Below are 17,852 nucleotides of genomic sequence, written 5' to 3' on the forward strand. Positions count from 1 at the left end.
CTGGACGTCAGAGCCGGACAGGTTCATTGTCGATCCGATCCACCAGATGCCGGGACTAAACACCTAGCCTGATCCCCCCGATACGTCGGGCGCAGCCTTCGGATCGGGGTCTTGCGCCTTGCCCTTCGCGGCACCCGGCTGCTTTGCGCTCATGGCGGTCAGATAAGCGACGATCGCCGGCACGTCAGCCTGTGCAACGGGAGCCTTGTAGACCTCGCGCATCTTGGTGACCTCCGCGGTCCACTGGTCGGAAGAGAGTGGCGGCTGGTTCAGCGCCATGCTCGCCGAATGACACGAGGTGCAGTTGGCGTTGATGACGTCCGCATGCGGACCAGCCGGATATTGCCCTTCGTCGGTCGGGAGATCGACCGAGGTGGACGCCAGCGAGAAGCCGCGCGCCGAAACGCTTGGCGGCGGTGGTGCGGCCGGGGCGGCAGGCGGCGGGGCTATGCGGCTGTTCGGGGCACCGATCGCAAGTAGCAGAACGACGGTCGCGCCGACGAACCCAAACGACAGCGTGCCGATGGAAGGCGTTTTCATGGGGGAGCGCTCCTCAGCCGACGACGATGTTGGTGGTTTCAATGTTGCCGCGCATGAACCCGCCCGGGTTCCAGATCGGCGTCATCGGCTGCGCGATGCCGGCGGTGTTCCAGCAGCGCGACATCAGCCTGGTCGGGCCCGCATGCGTGAGCGGCACCTGCGCGTCCCAGCGGCGGAAACTGTATTTGCCGTGATCGGGGCCGAGCGTCGTCTTGTACCAGGTCTTGCCGTTGTCGGTCGACACATCGACCTTGGCGACGCCGCAATCGCCCCCCATCGCAATGCCGCCCAGCGGGATCGACCGGTCGAACGCGATCGCCTGCCCTTCGTCGAGGCTCGTGACCCAACTGCGCGGGATCATCTTGTTGATCGGAACGGCCGGGAAATCCTTCTGGCCCGGCCGCACGTTCGCGCCTGGAGTGTCAGGGATTTTGTACGCCTTGGCCATCCAGTAACCGTCGTCGGGCGCGGCGAGCACCTCGATGTCGTTCAGCATCTTGACCCAATAGGTCGAATACCAGCCGGGTACGATCAGCCGGACCGGGAAGCCGTTGAGGAGCGGCATCTGTTCGCCGTTCATCCCGAAGGCGAGCATCACTTCGCCGTCGCGTGCGTGGTCGATCGACAGCGACTTGGCGAAATCCGGTCCACCCGCGACCACCGGCTGGTCGAGCGCACCGAACCGCACTGCAACCGCGCCCGGCTTCACGCCGGCGATGTCGAGCACGTCGCGCAGGCGCACGCCGAGCCATTTGGCGTTGCCCATGGCCCCGTGACGCCACTGCGCACCGGCAACGGGCGGCTGGAACAGCGCACGCGAATTGCCCGAGCATTGGTTGATCGCCGCCAGCTCGACGCGTGGCAACTTCAGCAGTTGCGCGAGCGAGATTGACAGCGGCCGCGTGACCGCGCCGTGCACCTTGATCCGGAACGCCTCGACATCGATCGCGGTGGGGATGTCAGCCCAGTGCCAGCGGACGAAGAACTGGTCGTTTGGCGTGAAGACGTCACCATTGAACACGCTCATCGGCGTTTCCAGCAAAGGCGGGTGGATACGCTGGAGGATCATGTTGCCCTTGCCAGGGAACGCACTGGTCATCGGTCGTTCCGACGGACCGCCAGGCAGGTGCAGATCGACAATGCTCTGCGCCAGCGCGGGTGCGGCGATCAACGCGCCGCTGCCGATCGCAGCCTCTGCGAGAAAGCGACGGCGGTTCGTCGCCTGCGCCAGTTTCATATCCAGGCTGTCCACCAGCATTCTCCCTTCGATGTCATGCTCTTATGCGCGATCCGTCCGACGGTCTGCCCGGTACGGGTCGATCGGATGCGCCGGTTCGATCCGGCAGGACGATCAGTTCGGCCCATCAATTGGCTTGGGCGATGCAGGGCGACACGAACAGGTTTCCGCGCCAGCCGCCTGTGACCGTCTTGGCGCCGACCAGCAGCCACATCGCTGCGAGCGCGATGGTAAGGACGGTGCCGACGATCCCGAAAAAGCCGAGCTGGAGCGTCGTGCCGAGCTTGAAGGTGGCGACCGTGTAGACGCCGAGCGGGAAGGTGTAGCCCCACCACCCGAGGTTGAACGGAATGCCCGCGCGCCAGTAGCGGATCGTGATCAGCGTCGCGAGCGCCAGCCACCACAGACCGAAACCCCAGAGCAGCAGCCCGGCAATCGTGCCAATCCCCTGCGCTACCGCGCCGATCTGCCCCAGGCCGTTGGCGGCGAGGATCGCGGGCGCGTTGCTGCCGAGCACCAGCATCCCAAGCGCGCCGGTGCCAATCGGACCGAGCGCGAGCCAGCTCGAGGCGGCCATGCTCTCGTGCGGCAGCTTGTGCAGTGCCATCCGCAGGATCAGGATCGCGAGGATGCCGAACGCGACCGGCACTGAATAAGCCCAGAGCACATACGACGTTGCGAGCACGACGAACTGGTGATGCGCGTCCGCCAGATGCGGGGCGAGCAGGCCGCCGCTCGCACCTGCGACCTCCGCCGCGACCACCGGCAGCAGCCACACCGCGGTCATGCCGTCGAGCGAATGTTCGTGCCGAGTAAACATGAGGTAGGGGATCGCTACACCGCAGGCGAGCGACATCGCGACGTCGATCCACCACAATGTCTCGGCGATCGGGATCACGCCAGCGCCGAACCGCGGCAGGCCGAACGCCAGGAACCCGTTGATGATCGTCGCCAGCCCCATCGGGATCGTGCCGATGAACATCGACACGGTGTTGTGCCCGAAGATCCGCCGCGCCTCGTGTCCGAACATCGTCCAGCGCGCGGTGTAGAGCCCGGCGAACAGCGTGAAGAGCGCGATGTTGAAGTACCACAGCGCCTCGCCGACCGGGTGCAGCGATGCGCCGACGCCCGGCACCTGCGGCAAGGCGAGCGCGAGAATGCCGGTGCCCATCGTAGCGGCGAACCAGTTGGGGGTGAACTGCCGGATCATCTCGCGCGGGGAGTCGAGCCGGCTGAGCGGCTTCAGGCCATCGAGAACGGGTTTCAGATCGGCGGTCACTTGCCAGTCTCCTTGATGAGATCGGTCAGCGCATCGGCCGCCCGCGTTCGATAGCGCTCTTTATGGCGCAGCGCGTAGAACGGACGCCGCGGCAGACCGAGCGGCAGATCGTGCAACGTGCCGGCCGCGATTGCAGGTGCGACGACATGCTGCGACAGCACCGCGACGCCCGCCCCGGCCTCGACCGCGCTACGTACCGCCTCGTTCGATGGTAGCATCAGCGCCACGGTGAGGTCCGACGGATCGACGCCGCGCTGGCGCAGCACCTCCTCGAACGACGAGCGCGTGCCCGATCCCTGCTCGCGGACGATCCAGCGTGCGGCGCGGATCCAGTCCTCGTCGATCGTGTCGGCTGCGCGGTCGCTTACCAGCACCATGCGGTCGTTCGCGACCGTCCAATGCGCGAGCGCGGGCTCGTCGATCACACCCTCGACGAAGCCAAGCTCGACTGCACCGTCGAGCACGCGCGCCGCGGCCCCTTCCGTGTTGTCGATCGCCAGTTCTATCGTGATGGACGGGTAGCGCGCATGAAACGCCGCCAGCTGGCGGGGTAGCCAATAGCCCGCGATCGTCTGGCTCGCGACCAGCCGCAGTGTGCCGCGCTCCAGTCCGGCATATTCGGCCAATGCAAGTTCTGCACTGGCAGCACGGCCAAGCACTGCGCGTGCGTCGACCAGAAACATACGGCCCGCTTCGGACAGTTCGATCCCACGGCCGACCCGGTGGAACAGCGGCACGCCGTGCCGCGCTTCTAGCGCGGCGATGGCAGCGCTTGCGGCCGACTGCGTCACATTGAGCGCTTCGGCAGCGCGCGTCATGTGCTCGCGCTCTGCGACACCGACGAAAATCCTGAGTTGTTCCAGGGTCATGCCCGATCTCCTTGCCCCAATGATAGGGAAAGGAGATCAATCGCACCAACCAAATATTATGGTCGTTTCAATCATAATTACAGATTGGTCATTTCAGAATGTCGATAACCGCCTCACGTTCATCGACCAGTTCGGCAATCGTGCGATCGAGCATCGTTCGCTGGAATGGATCGAGGATCAGTCCTTCGATACGCACATAGCCACCGCTTTTGCAGAGCACCGGCACGCCGCACACCAGCCCTTGCGGGATACCGTAGGAGCCGTCTGACACCACGCCCATCGACACCCAATTGTCGCCTGCGCCGTGCACCCAATCGCGCAGATGGTCGATCGCCGCATTTGCGGCCGATGCGGCCGAGGACGCACCCCGTGCTTCGATGATCGCGGTGCCGCGCTGCGCAACGGTGGGGATCAGGGTCTCGCGGTACCAGGCCTCGTTTCCGATACGGTCGGCAAGCTTTTGGCCATCGAGTTCGGCATTCCCCCAGTCGGCAAACATCGTCGGCGAATGGTTTCCCCAGACGACGAGCTTTGTAATCGCATCGACACCGACACCCGCTTTGGCCGCAAGCTGTCCCTGCGCGCGATTGTGATCGAGGCGGATCATCGACGTGATGTTTTCGGCAGGGAAACCCGGCGCGCTTTGCGCAAGGATCCAGGCATTTGTGTTGGCGGGATTGCCGACGACCAGGATCTTGGCGTCGCGTTTGGCCACTGCGTCCAGCGCTGCGCCCTGCGTCTTGAAGATCGCTGCGTTGGCAGCGAGCAAATCACGGCGCTCCATGCCCTTCGAGCGGGGACGAGACCCGACCAGCATGGCCGCATCGATGTCCTTGAAAGCCACCATCGGATCATCAGTAATGATCACATCTGCCAGCAGCGGGAACGCGCAATCCTCCAGTTCCATGACCACGCCGCGTACTGCGTCCATCGCCTGCGGCACGTCGAGCAGTTGAAGGATAACGGGCTGGTCCGGTCCGAACACGTCACCCTGCGCGACCCGGAAGAGCAGCGAATAGCAAATTTGTCCTGCGGCACCGCTGATCGCGATCCTGACGGGGGGCTTGGTCATTTTGGAAAGGGCTTTCGTTGGAAGATTACAGACGGTGTAAGACCGATCAACGCGCCGCCAGGGCAAGCGCCGCATCGCGCCCGGATGGCACCAGATTGGCGAGACCTTTTCCTGATCGCACGGCACCAGGAACGTAGATCAGGCTTTGCGCATCCGTACTGATCGGGATCGTCGACGCGGTGGTGTACGTCAGCGTGTCGATCCCAGCGACCTTGTTGGTTCCGGCCAGGCTGGCATAGATCCTCGTACCATCGCCCGACGGCCAAACCGCACTCGGAGCCGCTTGTAGCGGGATGGTTGTCACAGCCTCCAGGCTGTCGGTTCTATAGACCTTGATTGCAGGTTGATCGCCGCCAACGCTGACATAGGCAAAGGAATCGTCCGCGCGCTGGGCGAAGTTGACCGCGCCCGTTGCTGGACCAGTGTTTATCACTTCGCGTACCGCAAACGGCGGTTTGGCAGCAAAGACCGTGGTCGTGCCGCTCTCGCGGCGTGTTGCCCAGATTTGTTTGCCATCTGGCGAGACCGCGATTGCTCCCGCACCTGCACCGTTGCTGGCAACGTGTCCGACGACGCGCCGATGCTCGACGTCGACAACCAGGATGGACGGCCTTTCAGTAAGCGATACAAAGGCATAACGTCCGTTTGGCGACAGGATGGTCGCGCCCGCTCCGCCACTTGCTGGTACGCGGGTGATCTCCCGCGCGGTCTTAGGATCCACGACCGCGATGGCATGTTCATCGCCGAGCGAAACCCAGAGTTCGTGCCCATTGGGCGTAAACGCGACGGCGGTAGGCGACGTCTGGAACACGGTCCGGCCTCGTTCCGTGTTCGTGGCCAGATCTACGAGCGTCACACTGTGCTGCGCTAATGCCGATACCGCCAGGGTCCGCCCGTCACGCGTTGCAGCCAGGTGCTGGACTTTGGGGCTGGAAAAGCTGGGCTCAGCTATCGCGCTTTTGGCGAGGTCGATGCGTCCCAGTTCGTTGCCCGCTGCAGGATCGATGACAACGATCTTCGTCGATGTCGGGTCAGACACATAGATCCGGTCATGATGACTAAGGTCGATATCAGCCTTCGACCACGGTGCCTGAACCGCCTTGATATCGCAGGGAAAGTCGTCCGCCGCAGGTGCAGCCCAATAGGCCTGAGCGATCGCCGGGACTGGCGCTACGGAGGCCAACATCGCGGCAACCAAAACGATCGCAGCTTTCATCGTTCGATCCTTATCGCGGATCCGGCGGGTGATCGTGCCAGTCCGATGCCGCTAGATCGACCGATATGTCCCCTGCGTCCAACGCATGGTCGCGATGGTTTCAATACGAAAACGCGATCATAGATTGTCTACCGTTCTTGTTAGATGATCGGAACGACTGTGGTTATGCGTTGGACCGACCGCCCCGCCGCAATCATCTATCCTGTCACGCTCGGCATTCATCGAGACGCGCGGAGACTTCCTCATGGCAACACAGCCGATCTACGATCTCGCTATCGAGACACTCGTTGCTCCTACGCCTGTGCGCCGACATCTCACAATCGTGCCGGATGCAGGCAATTATGACGACCTGGAAAGAACCGCTCCAGGCATCGCATCGCGCGGCGTCCATCCTGCCACGTTGGGCTTGCTCGTCGGCGTGTATGCAGTAATGTTGCTGACTTTCTGGACCTTCTTCGCACGTGATGCAGCTACGGCGCTCGTCCTGACGGTCGTGTCGGTCTTCATGATCCTGTATTTCGGTCTGATTGCTGGCGGCATCGTACTCAGCGATACTCCCGCCCCCGGCGAACATCTCCGCTCGTTCCCGGAGTTCATCAAGGGCCCGGTCGATATTTTGACGGGCACGATCACAGGGCGCGAAGCGGCTGTACAGATGCTCTTCTCCCGGCCTGCATGGCCGTGCTAGCAACGATCATCGGCATCATCGCTCGCGTGTCGTAAACAGTAAAACTAGGGACAGGACGATGAGATCACGCATGACCTTGCTGATGGCGATAGGCTTGTCCGTATCGACCGCTGCTATCGCGCAAACGGACGGCTTCGCGTCCGCGATGGATGCGGCGATGACGCGGATGCACGGCGCGATGATGACCGGCTATTCAAACGATCCCGATCGCGACTTCGCAAGGATGATGATCCCGCATCATCAAGGCGCGATCGACATGGCCGAAATCGAACTGCGCTATGGCAAAGACGAACGCCTGCGCCGGCTTGCGCAGGGAATCATCGTCGAACAGCGTCAGGAAATCGCGGTGATGCAGGGCATCCTATCCGAAGGCGGCGCGTTGCCACGTCACACCGAACCGACCGCGACCGGTCACCCCCATCACGGAGACCGTCCATGAAGCGTTTCACCCTAACCGCCTGCGCCGCCTTGTGCTTTTCAGGCCCTGCGTTTGCCCAGCAAGTGCCCAATGCGACCCCCGACATCCCTGTCAGCGCGCAGGACCGGTTCTACACGTCGGACCAGTTCTCCAACACCGTGTCGGTGATCGATCCGTCGACCAACACGCTGCTCGGCGTCATCAAGCTCGGTGACCAGACCCCCGCCAATCTCAGCCCACTCTACAAGGGGCAGCTGCTCGTCCACGGCATGGGCTTCTCGCCCGACCGTAAGACGCTGGCGGTGATCTCCATCGGGTCGAACTCGGTGACGTTCATCGACACCGCGACCAACGCCGTGAAGCACACGACCTATGTCGGGCGCTCGCCGCACGAGGCGTTCTTCCGTCCCGATGGTCGCGAAGTGTGGGTCGCGGTGCGCGGCGAGGATTACATTCAGGTACTCGACGGCAAGACGTTCGCGCCAACGACGCGCATTCCCGTACCTAACGGCCCCGGCATGACGATCTTCTCGCCGAACGGGAAATACGGCTATGTCTGTTCGAGCTTCTCACCCGAGACCGTGGTGATCGACACCGCCTCGAAGAAGATCGTCGGTCGCGTCAAGCAGGCAAGCCCGTTCTGCCCCGACATCGCCGCGACGCCCGACGGCAAGCAGGTCTGGCTGACGCTGAAGGACGTCGGCAAGGTCATGGTGTTCGACGCCAAGCCACCCTTCGCAGTGCTGAAGACGTTCGACACCGGCGCGATCACCAACCACGTCAACATCGCCCGCACCAAGGCCGGCCAGTTCGCCTATGTGACGGTCGGCACCGAGAATGTCGTGAAGGTGTTCCGCACCACCGACTTCGTGCAGGTCGCGAGCATCCCGGTCGGCGCGCTGCCGCACGGTCTGTGGCCGTCGGGCGACGGCTCGCGGATCTATGTCGGGCTGGAGAACGCCGACGCTGTTGCGGCGATCGACACCGCCAGCAACACCGTCATCGCGACGATTCCGATCGGTCAGGGGCCGCAAGGCGTGGCCTATGTTCCCGGCGCGGTGCCGGTAGGCGAAGGCCGTGCAAACCTGATACCGCTCGCACAGGCCGGCATGAAGATCCAGCTGACCCTCGCCGGGACTGGCCGCAGCCAGGTCACGCTGTTCGATCAAGGCCAAGTCCAGATCCTGCAGGCGGCGGTTGCGGGCCTCAGCCCAAAGATGCCCTATGTCCTTGGGCTATCCTCCCGCGCTGATGGTGGCGGCGTGATCCAGCCTCTGGCAAAGTTCATGACCAATCCCGCGGGCGGCGCGATCGTCAACACGCTCGGACCGCTCCGCCAGATCGTCAGCGACGCGAAGGGCGACATGCGCCGGTACCTCGTCATTGCGTCAGGCGACCCGATGATGCCGAGCGCTGTCGTTCAGGTGCAGAAATGAGGGTTCAGGTGAACCCTGCGATCTCCTGTCCGTATCCAGTATCTTGGTCATGACGCCGGTATAGGTTGCCGCAGCGTCTTGAGACTGTCGGAAAACACATCAGACCGTCCGAAAACTGCCTGATGGATTCCCGTCAGGTTTCGTATCCGGTATGATCGGGCATGGGCTACATCGAACGTCAATCGCGCGATCAAATGCTGCTGCTGCCAGCCTCGGTCGATGACTATGTGGCGGCAGACAACGCGGTGCGTTTCATCGCGGCCTTTGTCGACGATCTGGATCTGGGGGAACTGGGCTTTGACCGCTTTCGGCCAAAGGCGACGGGCCGACCCGGCTACGATCCCGCGGATCTGCTGAAGCTTTATCTCTATGGCTATCTCAATAGGGTCCGCTCAAGCCGATGCCTGGCGGCGGAAGCCGGGCGCAATCTCGAAGTGATCTGGCTGCTGGGCGGCCTGCGTCCCGACTTTCGCACGATCGCGGATTTTCGGCGCGTGAACCAGGCAGCATTCAAGCCGCTGTTTCGCGCCTTCGTGCTGCTGTGCCGCAAGCTCGATCTGTTCGGGCGGGAACTGGTTGCCGTGGACGGCACGCGCCTCAAGGCGGTGAACAGCCGCAAGCGCAACTTCACGCAGCAAAAGCTGGCCGGATGGATCAAGCTCGCCGACGAGCGGATCGAAGAGTATTTGGGACGGCTTGATCGGGCCGACCGCGCGGAAATCGAAGCGCAAGGCGCGGCGCGCCGTACGGCCACGCTCGAGGCGAAGCTGGCGCGGGTGCGAACACGGCGTGAGCTGCACCAGGCGATGCTCACCGAACTGGTCGCCAGCGGTGAGAGCCAGCTGTCACTTACCGACCCTGATGCCCGGGGGATGGCGATGCACCCTAAGGTCGGGGTGGGCTACAACGCACAGGTCGCGGTCGATGCCCGATACAAACTGATCGTCGAGCAGAACGTCACCAATTCGGGCAGCGACCTTGGATTCCTGGCCCAGACAGCCGGTGCCGCGCGTGAGGTGCTGGGCGTCGAACGTATCGATGCAGTCGCTGACAAGGGCTACTACAAGGGCGAGGACATTGCTGCCTGCGAGGATATCGGCGTCGTGCCCTATGTCGCGCGGCCGCAGCGCGGCTCGGCGGTTGCAAGCGGCTATTTCAACAGGACCGAGTTTCTCTACGACCCGGAGGCCGACTGTTACGTCTGCCCGAGTGGTGATCGCCTTGATCCTTATACCCGCACCCGCAAGGACGAGCATATTTCCATCCGCTATACCAATATGCGGGCCTGCCAAACCTGCTCCCTAAAGCCGCAATGCACTTCAGGCTCCCGTCGAACTATTGATCGCTGGGAAAACGAGGCTGTGCTTGAACGCATGGCCGAACGACTTGTCGCGCGGCCCGATATTCTCGACAAGCGACGCGAGACGGTCGAGCACCCGTTTGGATCAATCAAACAGTGGATGAACCAGGGTGCGTTCCTCATGCGCGGGCTCGCCAACGTCAACGCCGAGTTCAGCCTGACAGCGCTCGCCTACAACCTGCGACGAGCCATCAACATCCTCGGCATTCCCGCCCTGCTACGCGCCGTGCAGGCCTGAAAAGGCCGGACATCTTCTTCTCAAGGGAATATCGCGCTGACGATGCCCAATGTGAGGGATTTGGCCCGCCGACGAGCGATCCAATCCAGAAATCCTGCCTCACGCGCCCTCCAGGGCAGCGCGCGCCTAATGGCATAGCCATCCCGGAGTTTTCGGACGGTCTGACATGATTTCCGATGACACCCCCGAAGCCATTGACGCGACTACTAATTGAGGCTCAGCCTGTTCGACAAACCCTGTCGCTTTGCCCGAGTGGGCGGAAACCCGGTTTTGGAGGTTTTCCGTCACAGCCGATCGTTAGCATTCAGGTGGGTCCGTTCTATGTACTGGCCCCCATCAGGAGGCTTTCAAGATTCGGCTTAACACAGCCTCTGCGTCGGTTGCCGGCACGAAGACGCGGGTCCGGTAAGCGATGATTTCGGTGAAGCAACCGAGCGATTTCAGCCAGGGCAGCTGCGAGGCGGGTGCGTCCACGATCTCCACCCTCGGGTTGCCGTTCACGATCGAGCGCCGGAGCGTCATCGGGAACGGTCGCACGACGTCGACACTGCGGCCTGAAAGGACCGATAGTGTGATCGCGTCGACCGGCAGATCGTCGGTGTTGGCGATCCCGAGCTTGGTGTAAAGCTGGACGACGTGCTGGTCGAACACGAGACGGCCTAGCCACGAATTGCCATGAGCGTCCGCAATCCGGTTCACCGCGAGATGGTCCGACGGCAGCGCCGACCAGATTGGTAGCAGCAGGCCGGTCGCCAGTCGGATCGTCTCGGTATCGACCTGACCCGCCGCCTCGGTGACCTCCGCGCTCCATTTGGCCTCGAAGGTCTCCTGGTCGACAACGTCCCACGCCGTTTCCAGCAGATCGGCCTCGCGCAGATACTCACGTCGACAGGGACGCTGCAGTTCGATGCGCGCGATCGGCAGGCCATCGTCGTCCATCCACGACCGTGCTCGGGTCCGGAGCGCGACGCGCCCCGACCGGGCGTTGACCACGAACGCGACCTCGTCCTGCCATTTGGCGAGGTCTAGGATACGTTCGAGCGAGATGGGATTCTTGCGGCGGGCGATCTCGATCGTGAGAAGGTGCGAGGTCGCGCCTGACAGGGGATCGGTGCGCAGCAGCGTGTCGTCGAGGACCGTCGCGGTATCCGCCGTGATCGTCTCGACGCCGACATCGAGCGTGCCGGCTTCGCGGGCTGCGGCGACGCGGGTTTCGACGAGTGCTAGGAATTCGTCGAAGATCAGGTTCTGGAGCCTGATCGGGAGCGCAAGCAGACGGTTCAGCCAGCGCTGGATGGGCGGCAGCTCTTCCTTCAGGACGCCGTCGTTGTCGTGCAGCTCGAGGCCGGTGCGCGAGCAGAAGTCGTCCATCGTCGTGCTGGTCAGCTTGCCGCCATCGAGGAGGGCGAACCATGTCAGGAGTGCATCCTTGGCATACTCGCTTTCGAGATTGTCGGCTGGATCGAACAGGTTTTGCCCGCCGGTCTGCCGCTGGCCGCGCGTGAGGGCGCCAAGGCTGTCGAGGCGCCGCGCTATCGTCGAAGTGAAGCGCAGCTCGCCCTTGCAGTCGGTGGTCACCGGCCGGAACAGAGGTGTCGTCGCCTGATGGGTACGGTGCGTGCGACCAAGCCCCTGGATCGCGCGATCGGCACGCCAGCCGGGTTCGAGCAGGAAGTGGGCGCGCTGCTGCTGGTTCTTGGCATCGAGGCTGGCATGGTACGAGCGCCCAGTGCCGCCAGCGTCAGAGAACACCAGCACCCGCTTCGTGCCGGCCATGAACGCCGCGGCCTCAACCTGCGAGGACCTCCCCGAGCGGGTCTCGATCTTCTGGCGACCGTCCGACGTCGGTACGAGACGCCGCGAGCGCCCCGTCACTTCGGCCACCATGTCGGTGCCGAAATGCTCGATCAGCGCGTCGAGTGCGGATTTAATCGGAGGCAGTGCACAGATGTGTTCGAGCATCTGGTCGCGGGCAGCGAGCGCGTCGGGGTTATGGACCGGGTTGCCGAACTCATCGCTCATCGGCGCCGAGCGCGCGGTACCGGTGTCGTCGGTATAGGTCTGCATCTGCCGCGTCGGGAACGCCCGCATCAGATAGTCGGCAACATACTCGGTCGGTGACAAATCTATCGTAGGATCCGCACGCTCGTCGGCCGACATCTGGGCCAGGCGTCGATCGAGGATCGCCTCGGCGGTCGTGACCAGCTGCAGCACCACCGACTGGTCAGCCTTCAGATGCTGTTCGACCGCGGCGATGACCGTCGGCAGCTTCATCGAGAGCAGGACCTGTCCGAAGAAGCGCTGCTTGGTCGATTCCAGCCGTGAGCGTGCCGAGGCTTTGGCACCGCTGTTGAGCGTCGTCTTTTCGAACCCGTCGACGACGCCGGTCAGTTCCAGCGCCTCTTCCATGTTCTGGTGAATGACGCTCCAGGCGTTGGCATAGGTGTCGTAGATCTCGATCTGCGCCGGCGTAAGTGCGTGGCGCAGCACGTCGTACTCGACGCCGGCGAAGCTCAGCGCGCGCGAGGTATAGAGACCGAGCGCCTTCAGGTCGCGCGCCACCAGTTCCATCGCTGCGATCCCGCCCTTGCGAATTTCGGCAATGAACGCCTCGCGGTCTGGGAACGCGGTGTCGGGTCCCCACAGGCCAAGCCGCACTGCGTAGGCGAGGTTGTTCACATCGGATGCGCCGGTTGCCGAGGCGTAGAGGACCCGGGCGCCGGGCAAGTTGTTCTGCAGCAGCACGCCGCAGATGCCCTGCTGGGATCCTTCTTTTTTGCCCATGGCACCCTCGCCACCGGCGACGCCGCCCATCTCGTGCGCCTCGTCGAATGCGATCACCCCGTCGAAGTCGGAGCCTGCCCAATCGAGGATCTGCTGCAGGCGGCTATGGTCGGAACGCATCGAGCGCAGCGTCGGGTAGGTGACGAAGAGCACGCCCTCGTCCAGTTTGATCGGCTGGTCGATCCTCCAGTTGGAGACAGGCTGTACGTCGCCAGACATGCCATTGAGCGCTGTCCAGTCGCGCCGCGCATCTTCGAGCAGCGGTTCGTTCTTTGACACCCATATATGCCGGCGACGACCCTGTAGCCAATTATCGAGGATGCACGCTGCGACCTGTCGGCCCTTGCCCGCCCCAGTACCGTCGCCCAGAAAGAAGCCCTTCCGGTAACGGCTGCCCTCGGGATCGATGGTGAGCCCGACGCCCTCCTTGGCAGGCTTGAATGACCCGGGGAGCAGCTGACCCCAGGCATGGCCCGCATAGACCACGGTCTCGAGCTGCGATGAGGACAGCATCCGCTCCGTCACCGTGCGCTCCGGAAGGTGGGCAATGTGCGTCGGAATGGGTGCGGGTATCGAGCCCATGGCCACGGATTCCACCAGCGCGGTCGGGTGGTCACCGGCGACGTCGAATACGATCCGGCTTGGCCGGTAGGGCAGATAGCAACCAACCTGGTCGGCTAGAGGTGCGGCCGTAGCTAGCGTTCTGTAGCTGACTGGCAGTACGTTGTTGCGCACCGGTGCATGATAGGTGCGAGCAACCGTAGCCTTGGCTTGCCGCGCCGCACCGAACAGGCTGGGTTTGGGCACCGGTAGTGCCGCTATCGGGGTATCAGCCACCAGCGAGGCCCGCGGCGGGACGGTCACGGCGTCAAGGAAACCCGCGACCGAACTGCGCTGGATGACAGTGTGCGAGGTTCCGCCTGCCACCTTGTCGATGACGTAAAGTCGCACCGCGATATCGGTGCCGTGCTTGCGGTAGCAATGCTCAAGCCGCAGCGAGGTGCGAACCGTGCAGCCGGTCAGTACAGCCTCATAGGCCGCTTTCAGCCGTGCGCTTGGCGCGAACCAGTCGGGCATGATCGCTACCACCCGGCCGCCCTTTGCGACCCGCCGGATCGCTGCCTGCAGATGGCGAAGTGCGGCAAGATCGTCGGCGCCGCGACCGACGCTGCGCGAGAAGGGCGGATTCATCACCACTACGGTCGGCTTCGGCAGTCGCGCGTGCAGACTGACCAGCGCCGCGCCGTCGTGACCGGTGACGATCGCGTCCGGGAAAATGCCGGCGAGGCGTTCGCGGCGTTTCGTGTCGATTTCGTTCAGCTGCAGGCTGGCGCACGCCGGTGCCTGGACGATCAGCAAGCCGTTGCCGGCGCTGGGTTCGAGGACGATGTCGTGCGGACCGATCGCGGCCATCAGCACGGCGATCGCCGCGATATCGACCGGCGTCGAGAATTGCTGGAGGTCGATCTGTTCCTCGCTGCGCACCGTCTGGGTCGGCAGCATTGCCATGACCGCAGACGCCTGTGCCACGTCAGCCATGCCGTTGAGCTGGTACGGCCGCGACGCGAGATGGAGCGCAATGCCATGTTCGAGCATCTCGAAGCTGTCGCGCTGCGTCCAATGGCCGTCGACATCCGATCCGCCGAACGTCGCAGTCATCGCCTGATTGAGATCGCGGCGGGCGACTGGCGTGCTTGATGCCAGTAAGGCGGCAATGCGTACCGCTGCGCTTTGATCAGTGACGGGCGGAAGGTCGAGCAGGTCGAACATGGCAGGTTCCCTTGGTGCGCGCTGCCAATCCGACAGCTCACCGCCTCCCTCCCTCTCCTCTCTCTGCCGCTTCGAGCGCCTCGGCCCAATCGTTGTAGCCCACCGGGTAATCGACCTGGATAACACGACTGTCGGATGCGAAGCGGGCAATGCTTCGCGCCACCGCACGGCGTCCGGCGAGATCATTATCGCCTGCGAGGATCAGCTTGGCGACGCTGTCGGGGATCGTCACGAGATCGAGGCGGCGCGAGCCGAGCGTTGCCCAGCAAGGCAGCCCGCGGATCCGGGACCAGGCGCGTGCTGTCTCAAATCCTTCGGCTAGGCCAATGGTCGCACCCAGTCCGCCACCACGCCACGCCCCTGTGCCAAGCGTGCCGAGCGTCGCCTTCTCGGAATAGCCTCCGTCGGCCTTCAGGAATATCCGTTGAAAGGCGACCAGGCGTTGCGCCTCACGGACCCCGACCAGCAGTGCGGGCTTGAACACCGTCATGGGTTTGGGACCCAGCGGGCAGTGCGGGTGGAAGCGTACGTCGGTCGGCGCCGGCAACAGTCGCCGCGAGGCGAGGTAGCGCTCGGCCAGGTTACCGGAGACACTGACCGCCTCGTTCCACAGCCGGTCGATGTTGGCCGTACCCTTTGCCTGGGCCGGAACGGGCGGTTCATACCGCCGCCCGGTCGGTATCCGGTCCAGCTCACGCAGGATGTCGCTGGCGTCGCAGCCCGCAAAGCAGGTTACCAGCAGACCACGGTCCCCTTGCCTGATCGAGAGGCTTGGTGTGCCGTCGGCATGGGCCGGGCATCGGCACATTGCAGTGTTGCCGCGCCAGGTGCCGCCGAGCGTGCCGACCAGGTCGACCATTTGTTGGGAGGGTCGGTTGGCGATGATGGCCACGTCCGGTACCCCTCAGCGGGCACCGCCGGCGACGCCGGCGATGGTGTAGACTGCGGTTGGTGACGCGAAATAGGCGGCGATGGCGTCGTCGTCGTTATCTGAATGCGGTAACGCCGCTTTTGTCCGCTTCCTGACATAGGTCGCAAGCGCCCGCCTTGCAGAGGCTTCATCGGGGTGAAAATCGACAACATCCTGTTGTCCGGCCTCCCGGATGAAGAGGAGAATGCGTTCCATGGTGAGGGCCTCTTTGTTCGGGAGACCATCGTTGATCGTCCCTGAAATTGAAGGGTTGAGGCCGCTCAGCACGACCCTTCTCTTACCCTCCCTCTCCACTCCATTTTCGACGGACCAAGTGGCGCTCCGTCCCATTTACCAGCTGCTAAAATCTCGCCGCTAAGCTGCTCTTGGAACTAGAATCATTCTGCGCAGGTTTGTGACCGCGCTCTTTTTCATTCGAGGTGTCGATGAACCAGTTTTCGCAGGTCGAGATTGCCAACTGGATCGCCATTTATCTGGCAGCGGCTATGTGCTGCTCAATCGCCATGGCTATGTCAGTCTCCGTGACGGCCCACGGTTTGTACCGGGACAGGGCATGGGAAGATGTTCGTAGTGTTCGTGGAGCCGTACTTTTCCTGCCAAAGGCATGGTGGCGCTGGCAAAAGCTGTATCTACTGTCGACACCGGTAACGCTTGGAATCGTTAGTTATTTCGCTGCGACGATGACTTGGAGCTGATCGCTCAAATATCCAGAACCCGAAGCAGTTTGGTCGACGCAAAATCCTGACGCATTTCGGACCTATCGAGCGTCACGAGATCACCCAGGACCGCCATGCGAGGGTGCGTCACCGCCTTGGCAGCTTCGTACTCGTCGCTGTCAAATCCCACCGCCTCCACCACCACCGTCCGCAATTCCCCCGTCATTCGCGACCTCGCCTCCAGGACGAAGTCCGGCCGGCAGGGGCCGTTTGGTGTCATTGAATCGAAGAGCGGCTTGCTGATGGCCATGTCTACACCCCGGGCATGCAACACGCGCTGGGTATCAAGGATCGCGCGTAGCGCCTTTCGCTCGAAGTCGGACTCTACAGGCACGAACATACGTCCGTTGTAGATCGGCTGCGCATAGGCGCGCAGGGGCGCATAACCGCGCGCCTCGGGATATTCGCCAGCTACGACAAGGACGATGTACGGTCCGCTGATGTGGTTACCCCGGATCGAGGGCGATTGGACGCGCGTCGCGATGTTGACCGGTTCACCGTCAGGCACATGGATTTCATTGCCTTTGATCGCCTTTGCATAGAGCGCCACGAAGCCTTGCGGAGCATGGGTCTTGGGCCACTTCGGCGCCAGTGCGCGTAACGTGCCATAGACCGTGTTCGTCTCGAGAGGACGCGCGTGTGTCCAGAATGCCCTGGACAGCTCGACGCCCGGCGCGATCTCGATCTTGGCGGCCGCACGGCCGAGCGATGCAAACTCTTCCCTGATCGACCATTCGTAGCCCATACCCAACGGGGCAATCATATTGCAGCCGGCGCTGTCGAGCAGACGCCATAGGAGGCGAGCGAGCCGCGGGGTCGAGGCGTTGCGGGTCCGGTCGTCGAGGCTGCCGTCTTCGGGACGCTGTGCGAGCTTCTCCGGCGCTGGTCGCAAGACCTCGAAAAAGCCTGACGGAGGATCAGTTGGCGTGTAATGCGACCTGACTTCCGTGATTCGATTGGTGGCTTGGTCGCGGAAGAAGGGGCAATCGGCGCGATGTTCCGGACGCTTGGTGCTTGTCAGCCGGCGTAAATAGTAGGTTTCGGCCTCGGAGAGATATGCCGGCGTGAGGATCGGCGGAGCCTTGCCCGGCCCCAGACATCCGCAGGCGATCCAGCGATGACCTATCCGGGCGTTCTGGACGAGCGTAACGCCAGCCTGTTCGTCGTGGAACGAGCCTTCGCCGACATACCAGCGCACCAGCGCCTCGTGCAGGGGTGCCGGCAGCGGGATCCGATCCCGGCTGTTTCCGTCAGTATCGCGGTGGATCAACCACATGTTCGAGTGACCTTCAGGCGCT

The 17,852-nt window shown here is 63.2% G+C and carries 15 protein-coding genes; 5 read left to right on the forward strand and 10 right to left on the reverse strand.

The window, feature by feature from the left end:
- Positions 1-63: 63 nt before the first annotated feature.
- The 6 genes from sphsw_RS01995 to sphsw_RS02020 form a co-directional block, all read right to left on the reverse strand.
- Positions 64-540 (reverse strand): hypothetical protein, encoded by a 477-nt coding sequence (locus sphsw_RS01995; protein WP_031439129.1) that lies wholly within the window; start codon positions 538-540, stop codon positions 64-66.
- Positions 541-553: 13 nt separating this feature from the next.
- Positions 554-1,798 carry a molybdopterin-dependent oxidoreductase gene (locus sphsw_RS02000; protein WP_197983136.1) on the reverse strand — a complete coding sequence of 415 codons (1,245 nt, stop codon included), beginning with the start codon at positions 1,796-1,798 and terminating at the stop codon, positions 554-556.
- Between the two features lie 106 nt (positions 1,799-1,904).
- Positions 1,905-3,056 carry a TDT family transporter gene (locus sphsw_RS02005; protein WP_031439131.1) on the reverse strand — a complete coding sequence of 384 codons (1,152 nt, stop codon included), beginning with the start codon at positions 3,054-3,056 and terminating at the stop codon, positions 1,905-1,907.
- A complete protein-coding gene (locus tag sphsw_RS02010; protein ID WP_031439132.1) occupies positions 3,053-3,925 on the reverse strand; it encodes a LysR substrate-binding domain-containing protein in 873 nt (290 codons plus the stop codon). The genes sphsw_RS02005 and sphsw_RS02010 overlap by 4 nt, the downstream gene beginning before the upstream one ends.
- 88 nt (positions 3,926-4,013) lie before the next feature.
- Positions 4,014-4,997 (reverse strand): malate dehydrogenase, encoded by a 984-nt coding sequence (locus sphsw_RS02015; RefSeq protein ID WP_031439133.1) that lies wholly within the window; start codon positions 4,995-4,997, stop codon positions 4,014-4,016.
- Between the two features lie 46 nt (positions 4,998-5,043).
- Positions 5,044-6,213 carry a YncE family protein gene (locus sphsw_RS02020; RefSeq protein ID WP_052380795.1) on the reverse strand — a complete coding sequence of 390 codons (1,170 nt, stop codon included), beginning with the start codon at positions 6,211-6,213 and terminating at the stop codon, positions 5,044-5,046.
- Between the two features lie 244 nt (positions 6,214-6,457).
- On the opposite strand from sphsw_RS02020, the gene sphsw_RS02025 reads away from it, so the two are divergent.
- The 4 genes from sphsw_RS02025 (at position 6,458) to sphsw_RS02040 (ending at position 10,353) form a co-directional block, all read left to right on the forward strand.
- Entirely contained in the window at positions 6,458-6,901 is a 444-nt protein-coding gene (locus sphsw_RS02025) for a hypothetical protein (RefSeq protein ID WP_152555345.1), read from the forward strand.
- Between the two features lie 82 nt (positions 6,902-6,983).
- Entirely contained in the window at positions 6,984-7,340 is a 357-nt protein-coding gene (gene copM, locus sphsw_RS02030) for a CopM family metallochaperone (protein WP_235188255.1), read from the forward strand.
- The gene (locus sphsw_RS02035; protein WP_042466318.1) at positions 7,337-8,755 is read left to right on the forward strand and encodes a YncE family protein; all 1,419 of its coding nucleotides are present in this window, start codon (positions 7,337-7,339) and stop codon (positions 8,753-8,755) included. Before copM ends, sphsw_RS02035 begins: the two co-directional genes overlap by 4 nt.
- A gap of 161 nt (positions 8,756-8,916) precedes the next feature.
- Positions 8,917-10,353, forward strand: coding sequence for an IS1182 family transposase (locus sphsw_RS02040; RefSeq protein WP_031439138.1), 1,437 nt, complete (start codon positions 8,917-8,919; stop codon positions 10,351-10,353).
- A 336-nt stretch (positions 10,354-10,689) separates the two neighbouring features.
- On the opposite strand, the gene sphsw_RS02045 is transcribed toward sphsw_RS02040, so the two are convergent.
- The 3 genes from sphsw_RS02045 to sphsw_RS02055 are packed head-to-tail and all read right to left on the reverse strand — an operon-like array spanning position 10,690 to position 16,105.
- Positions 10,690-14,907 (reverse strand): strawberry notch-like NTP hydrolase domain-containing protein, encoded by a 4,218-nt coding sequence (locus tag sphsw_RS02045; protein WP_031439139.1) that lies wholly within the window; start codon positions 14,905-14,907, stop codon positions 10,690-10,692.
- A gap of 37 nt (positions 14,908-14,944) precedes the next feature.
- Positions 14,945-15,799, reverse strand: coding sequence for a DUF7146 domain-containing protein (locus sphsw_RS02050; protein WP_031439140.1), 855 nt, complete (start codon positions 15,797-15,799; stop codon positions 14,945-14,947).
- A gap of 12 nt (positions 15,800-15,811) precedes the next feature.
- Positions 15,812-16,105, reverse strand: a complete 294-nt coding sequence (locus sphsw_RS02055) for a hypothetical protein (protein WP_152555346.1) — start codon at positions 16,103-16,105, stop codon at positions 15,812-15,814.
- A 158-nt stretch (positions 16,106-16,263) separates the two neighbouring features.
- Here sphsw_RS02055 and sphsw_RS18525 point away from each other — a divergent pair, with 158 nt between their 5' ends.
- Positions 16,264-16,533: a hypothetical protein gene (locus sphsw_RS18525; protein WP_081874060.1), complete on the forward strand. Its 270-nt coding sequence runs from the start codon at positions 16,264-16,266 to the stop codon at positions 16,531-16,533.
- 4 nt (positions 16,534-16,537) lie between these two features.
- Here the strand turns inward: sphsw_RS18525 and sphsw_RS02060 are convergent, their stop codons facing one another.
- Positions 16,538-17,830, reverse strand: coding sequence for a hypothetical protein (locus sphsw_RS02060; protein ID WP_042466319.1), 1,293 nt, complete (start codon positions 17,828-17,830; stop codon positions 16,538-16,540).
- Positions 17,831-17,852 lie beyond the last annotated feature (22 nt).

Origin of the sequence: Sphingomonas sp. FUKUSWIS1 (genome assembly GCF_000733135.1) — a bacterium.
In the GTDB taxonomy this organism is placed as follows: Bacteria; Pseudomonadota; Alphaproteobacteria; order Sphingomonadales; family Sphingomonadaceae; genus Sphingomonas; species Sphingomonas aerolata.

What these genes read in the sequence shown, in the direction of transcription:
- sphsw_RS01995 (WP_031439129.1), bottom strand. Translation starts at nt 540, where the DNA reads ATGAAAACGCCTTCCATCGGCACGCTGTCGTTTGGGTTCGTCGGCGCG.
- sphsw_RS02000 (WP_197983136.1), bottom strand. Translation starts at nt 1,798, where the DNA reads ATGCTGGTGGACAGCCTGGATATGAAACTGGCGCAGGCGACGAACCGC.
- sphsw_RS02010 (WP_031439132.1), bottom strand. Translation starts at nt 3,925, where the DNA reads ATGACCCTGGAACAACTCAGGATTTTCGTCGGTGTCGCAGAGCGCGAG.
- sphsw_RS02015 (WP_031439133.1), bottom strand. Translation starts at nt 4,997, where the DNA reads ATGACCAAGCCCCCCGTCAGGATCGCGATCAGCGGTGCCGCAGGACAA.
- sphsw_RS02020 (WP_052380795.1), bottom strand. Translation starts at nt 6,213, where the DNA reads ATGAAAGCTGCGATCGTTTTGGTTGCCGCGATGTTGGCCTCCGTAGCG.
- sphsw_RS02025 (WP_152555345.1), top strand. Translation starts at nt 6,458, where the DNA reads ATGGCAACACAGCCGATCTACGATCTCGCTATCGAGACACTCGTTGCT.
- copM (WP_235188255.1), top strand. Translation starts at nt 6,984, where the DNA reads ATGGCGATAGGCTTGTCCGTATCGACCGCTGCTATCGCGCAAACGGAC.
- sphsw_RS02035 (WP_042466318.1), top strand. Translation starts at nt 7,337, where the DNA reads ATGAAGCGTTTCACCCTAACCGCCTGCGCCGCCTTGTGCTTTTCAGGC.
- sphsw_RS02040 (WP_031439138.1), top strand. Translation starts at nt 8,917, where the DNA reads ATGGGCTACATCGAACGTCAATCGCGCGATCAAATGCTGCTGCTGCCA.
- sphsw_RS02045 (WP_031439139.1), bottom strand. Translation starts at nt 14,907, where the DNA reads ATGTTCGACCTGCTCGACCTTCCGCCCGTCACTGATCAAAGCGCAGCG.
- sphsw_RS18525 (WP_081874060.1), top strand. Translation starts at nt 16,264, where the DNA reads ATGAACCAGTTTTCGCAGGTCGAGATTGCCAACTGGATCGCCATTTAT.
- sphsw_RS02060 (WP_042466319.1), bottom strand. Translation starts at nt 17,830, where the DNA reads ATGTGGTTGATCCACCGCGATACTGACGGAAACAGCCGGGATCGGATC.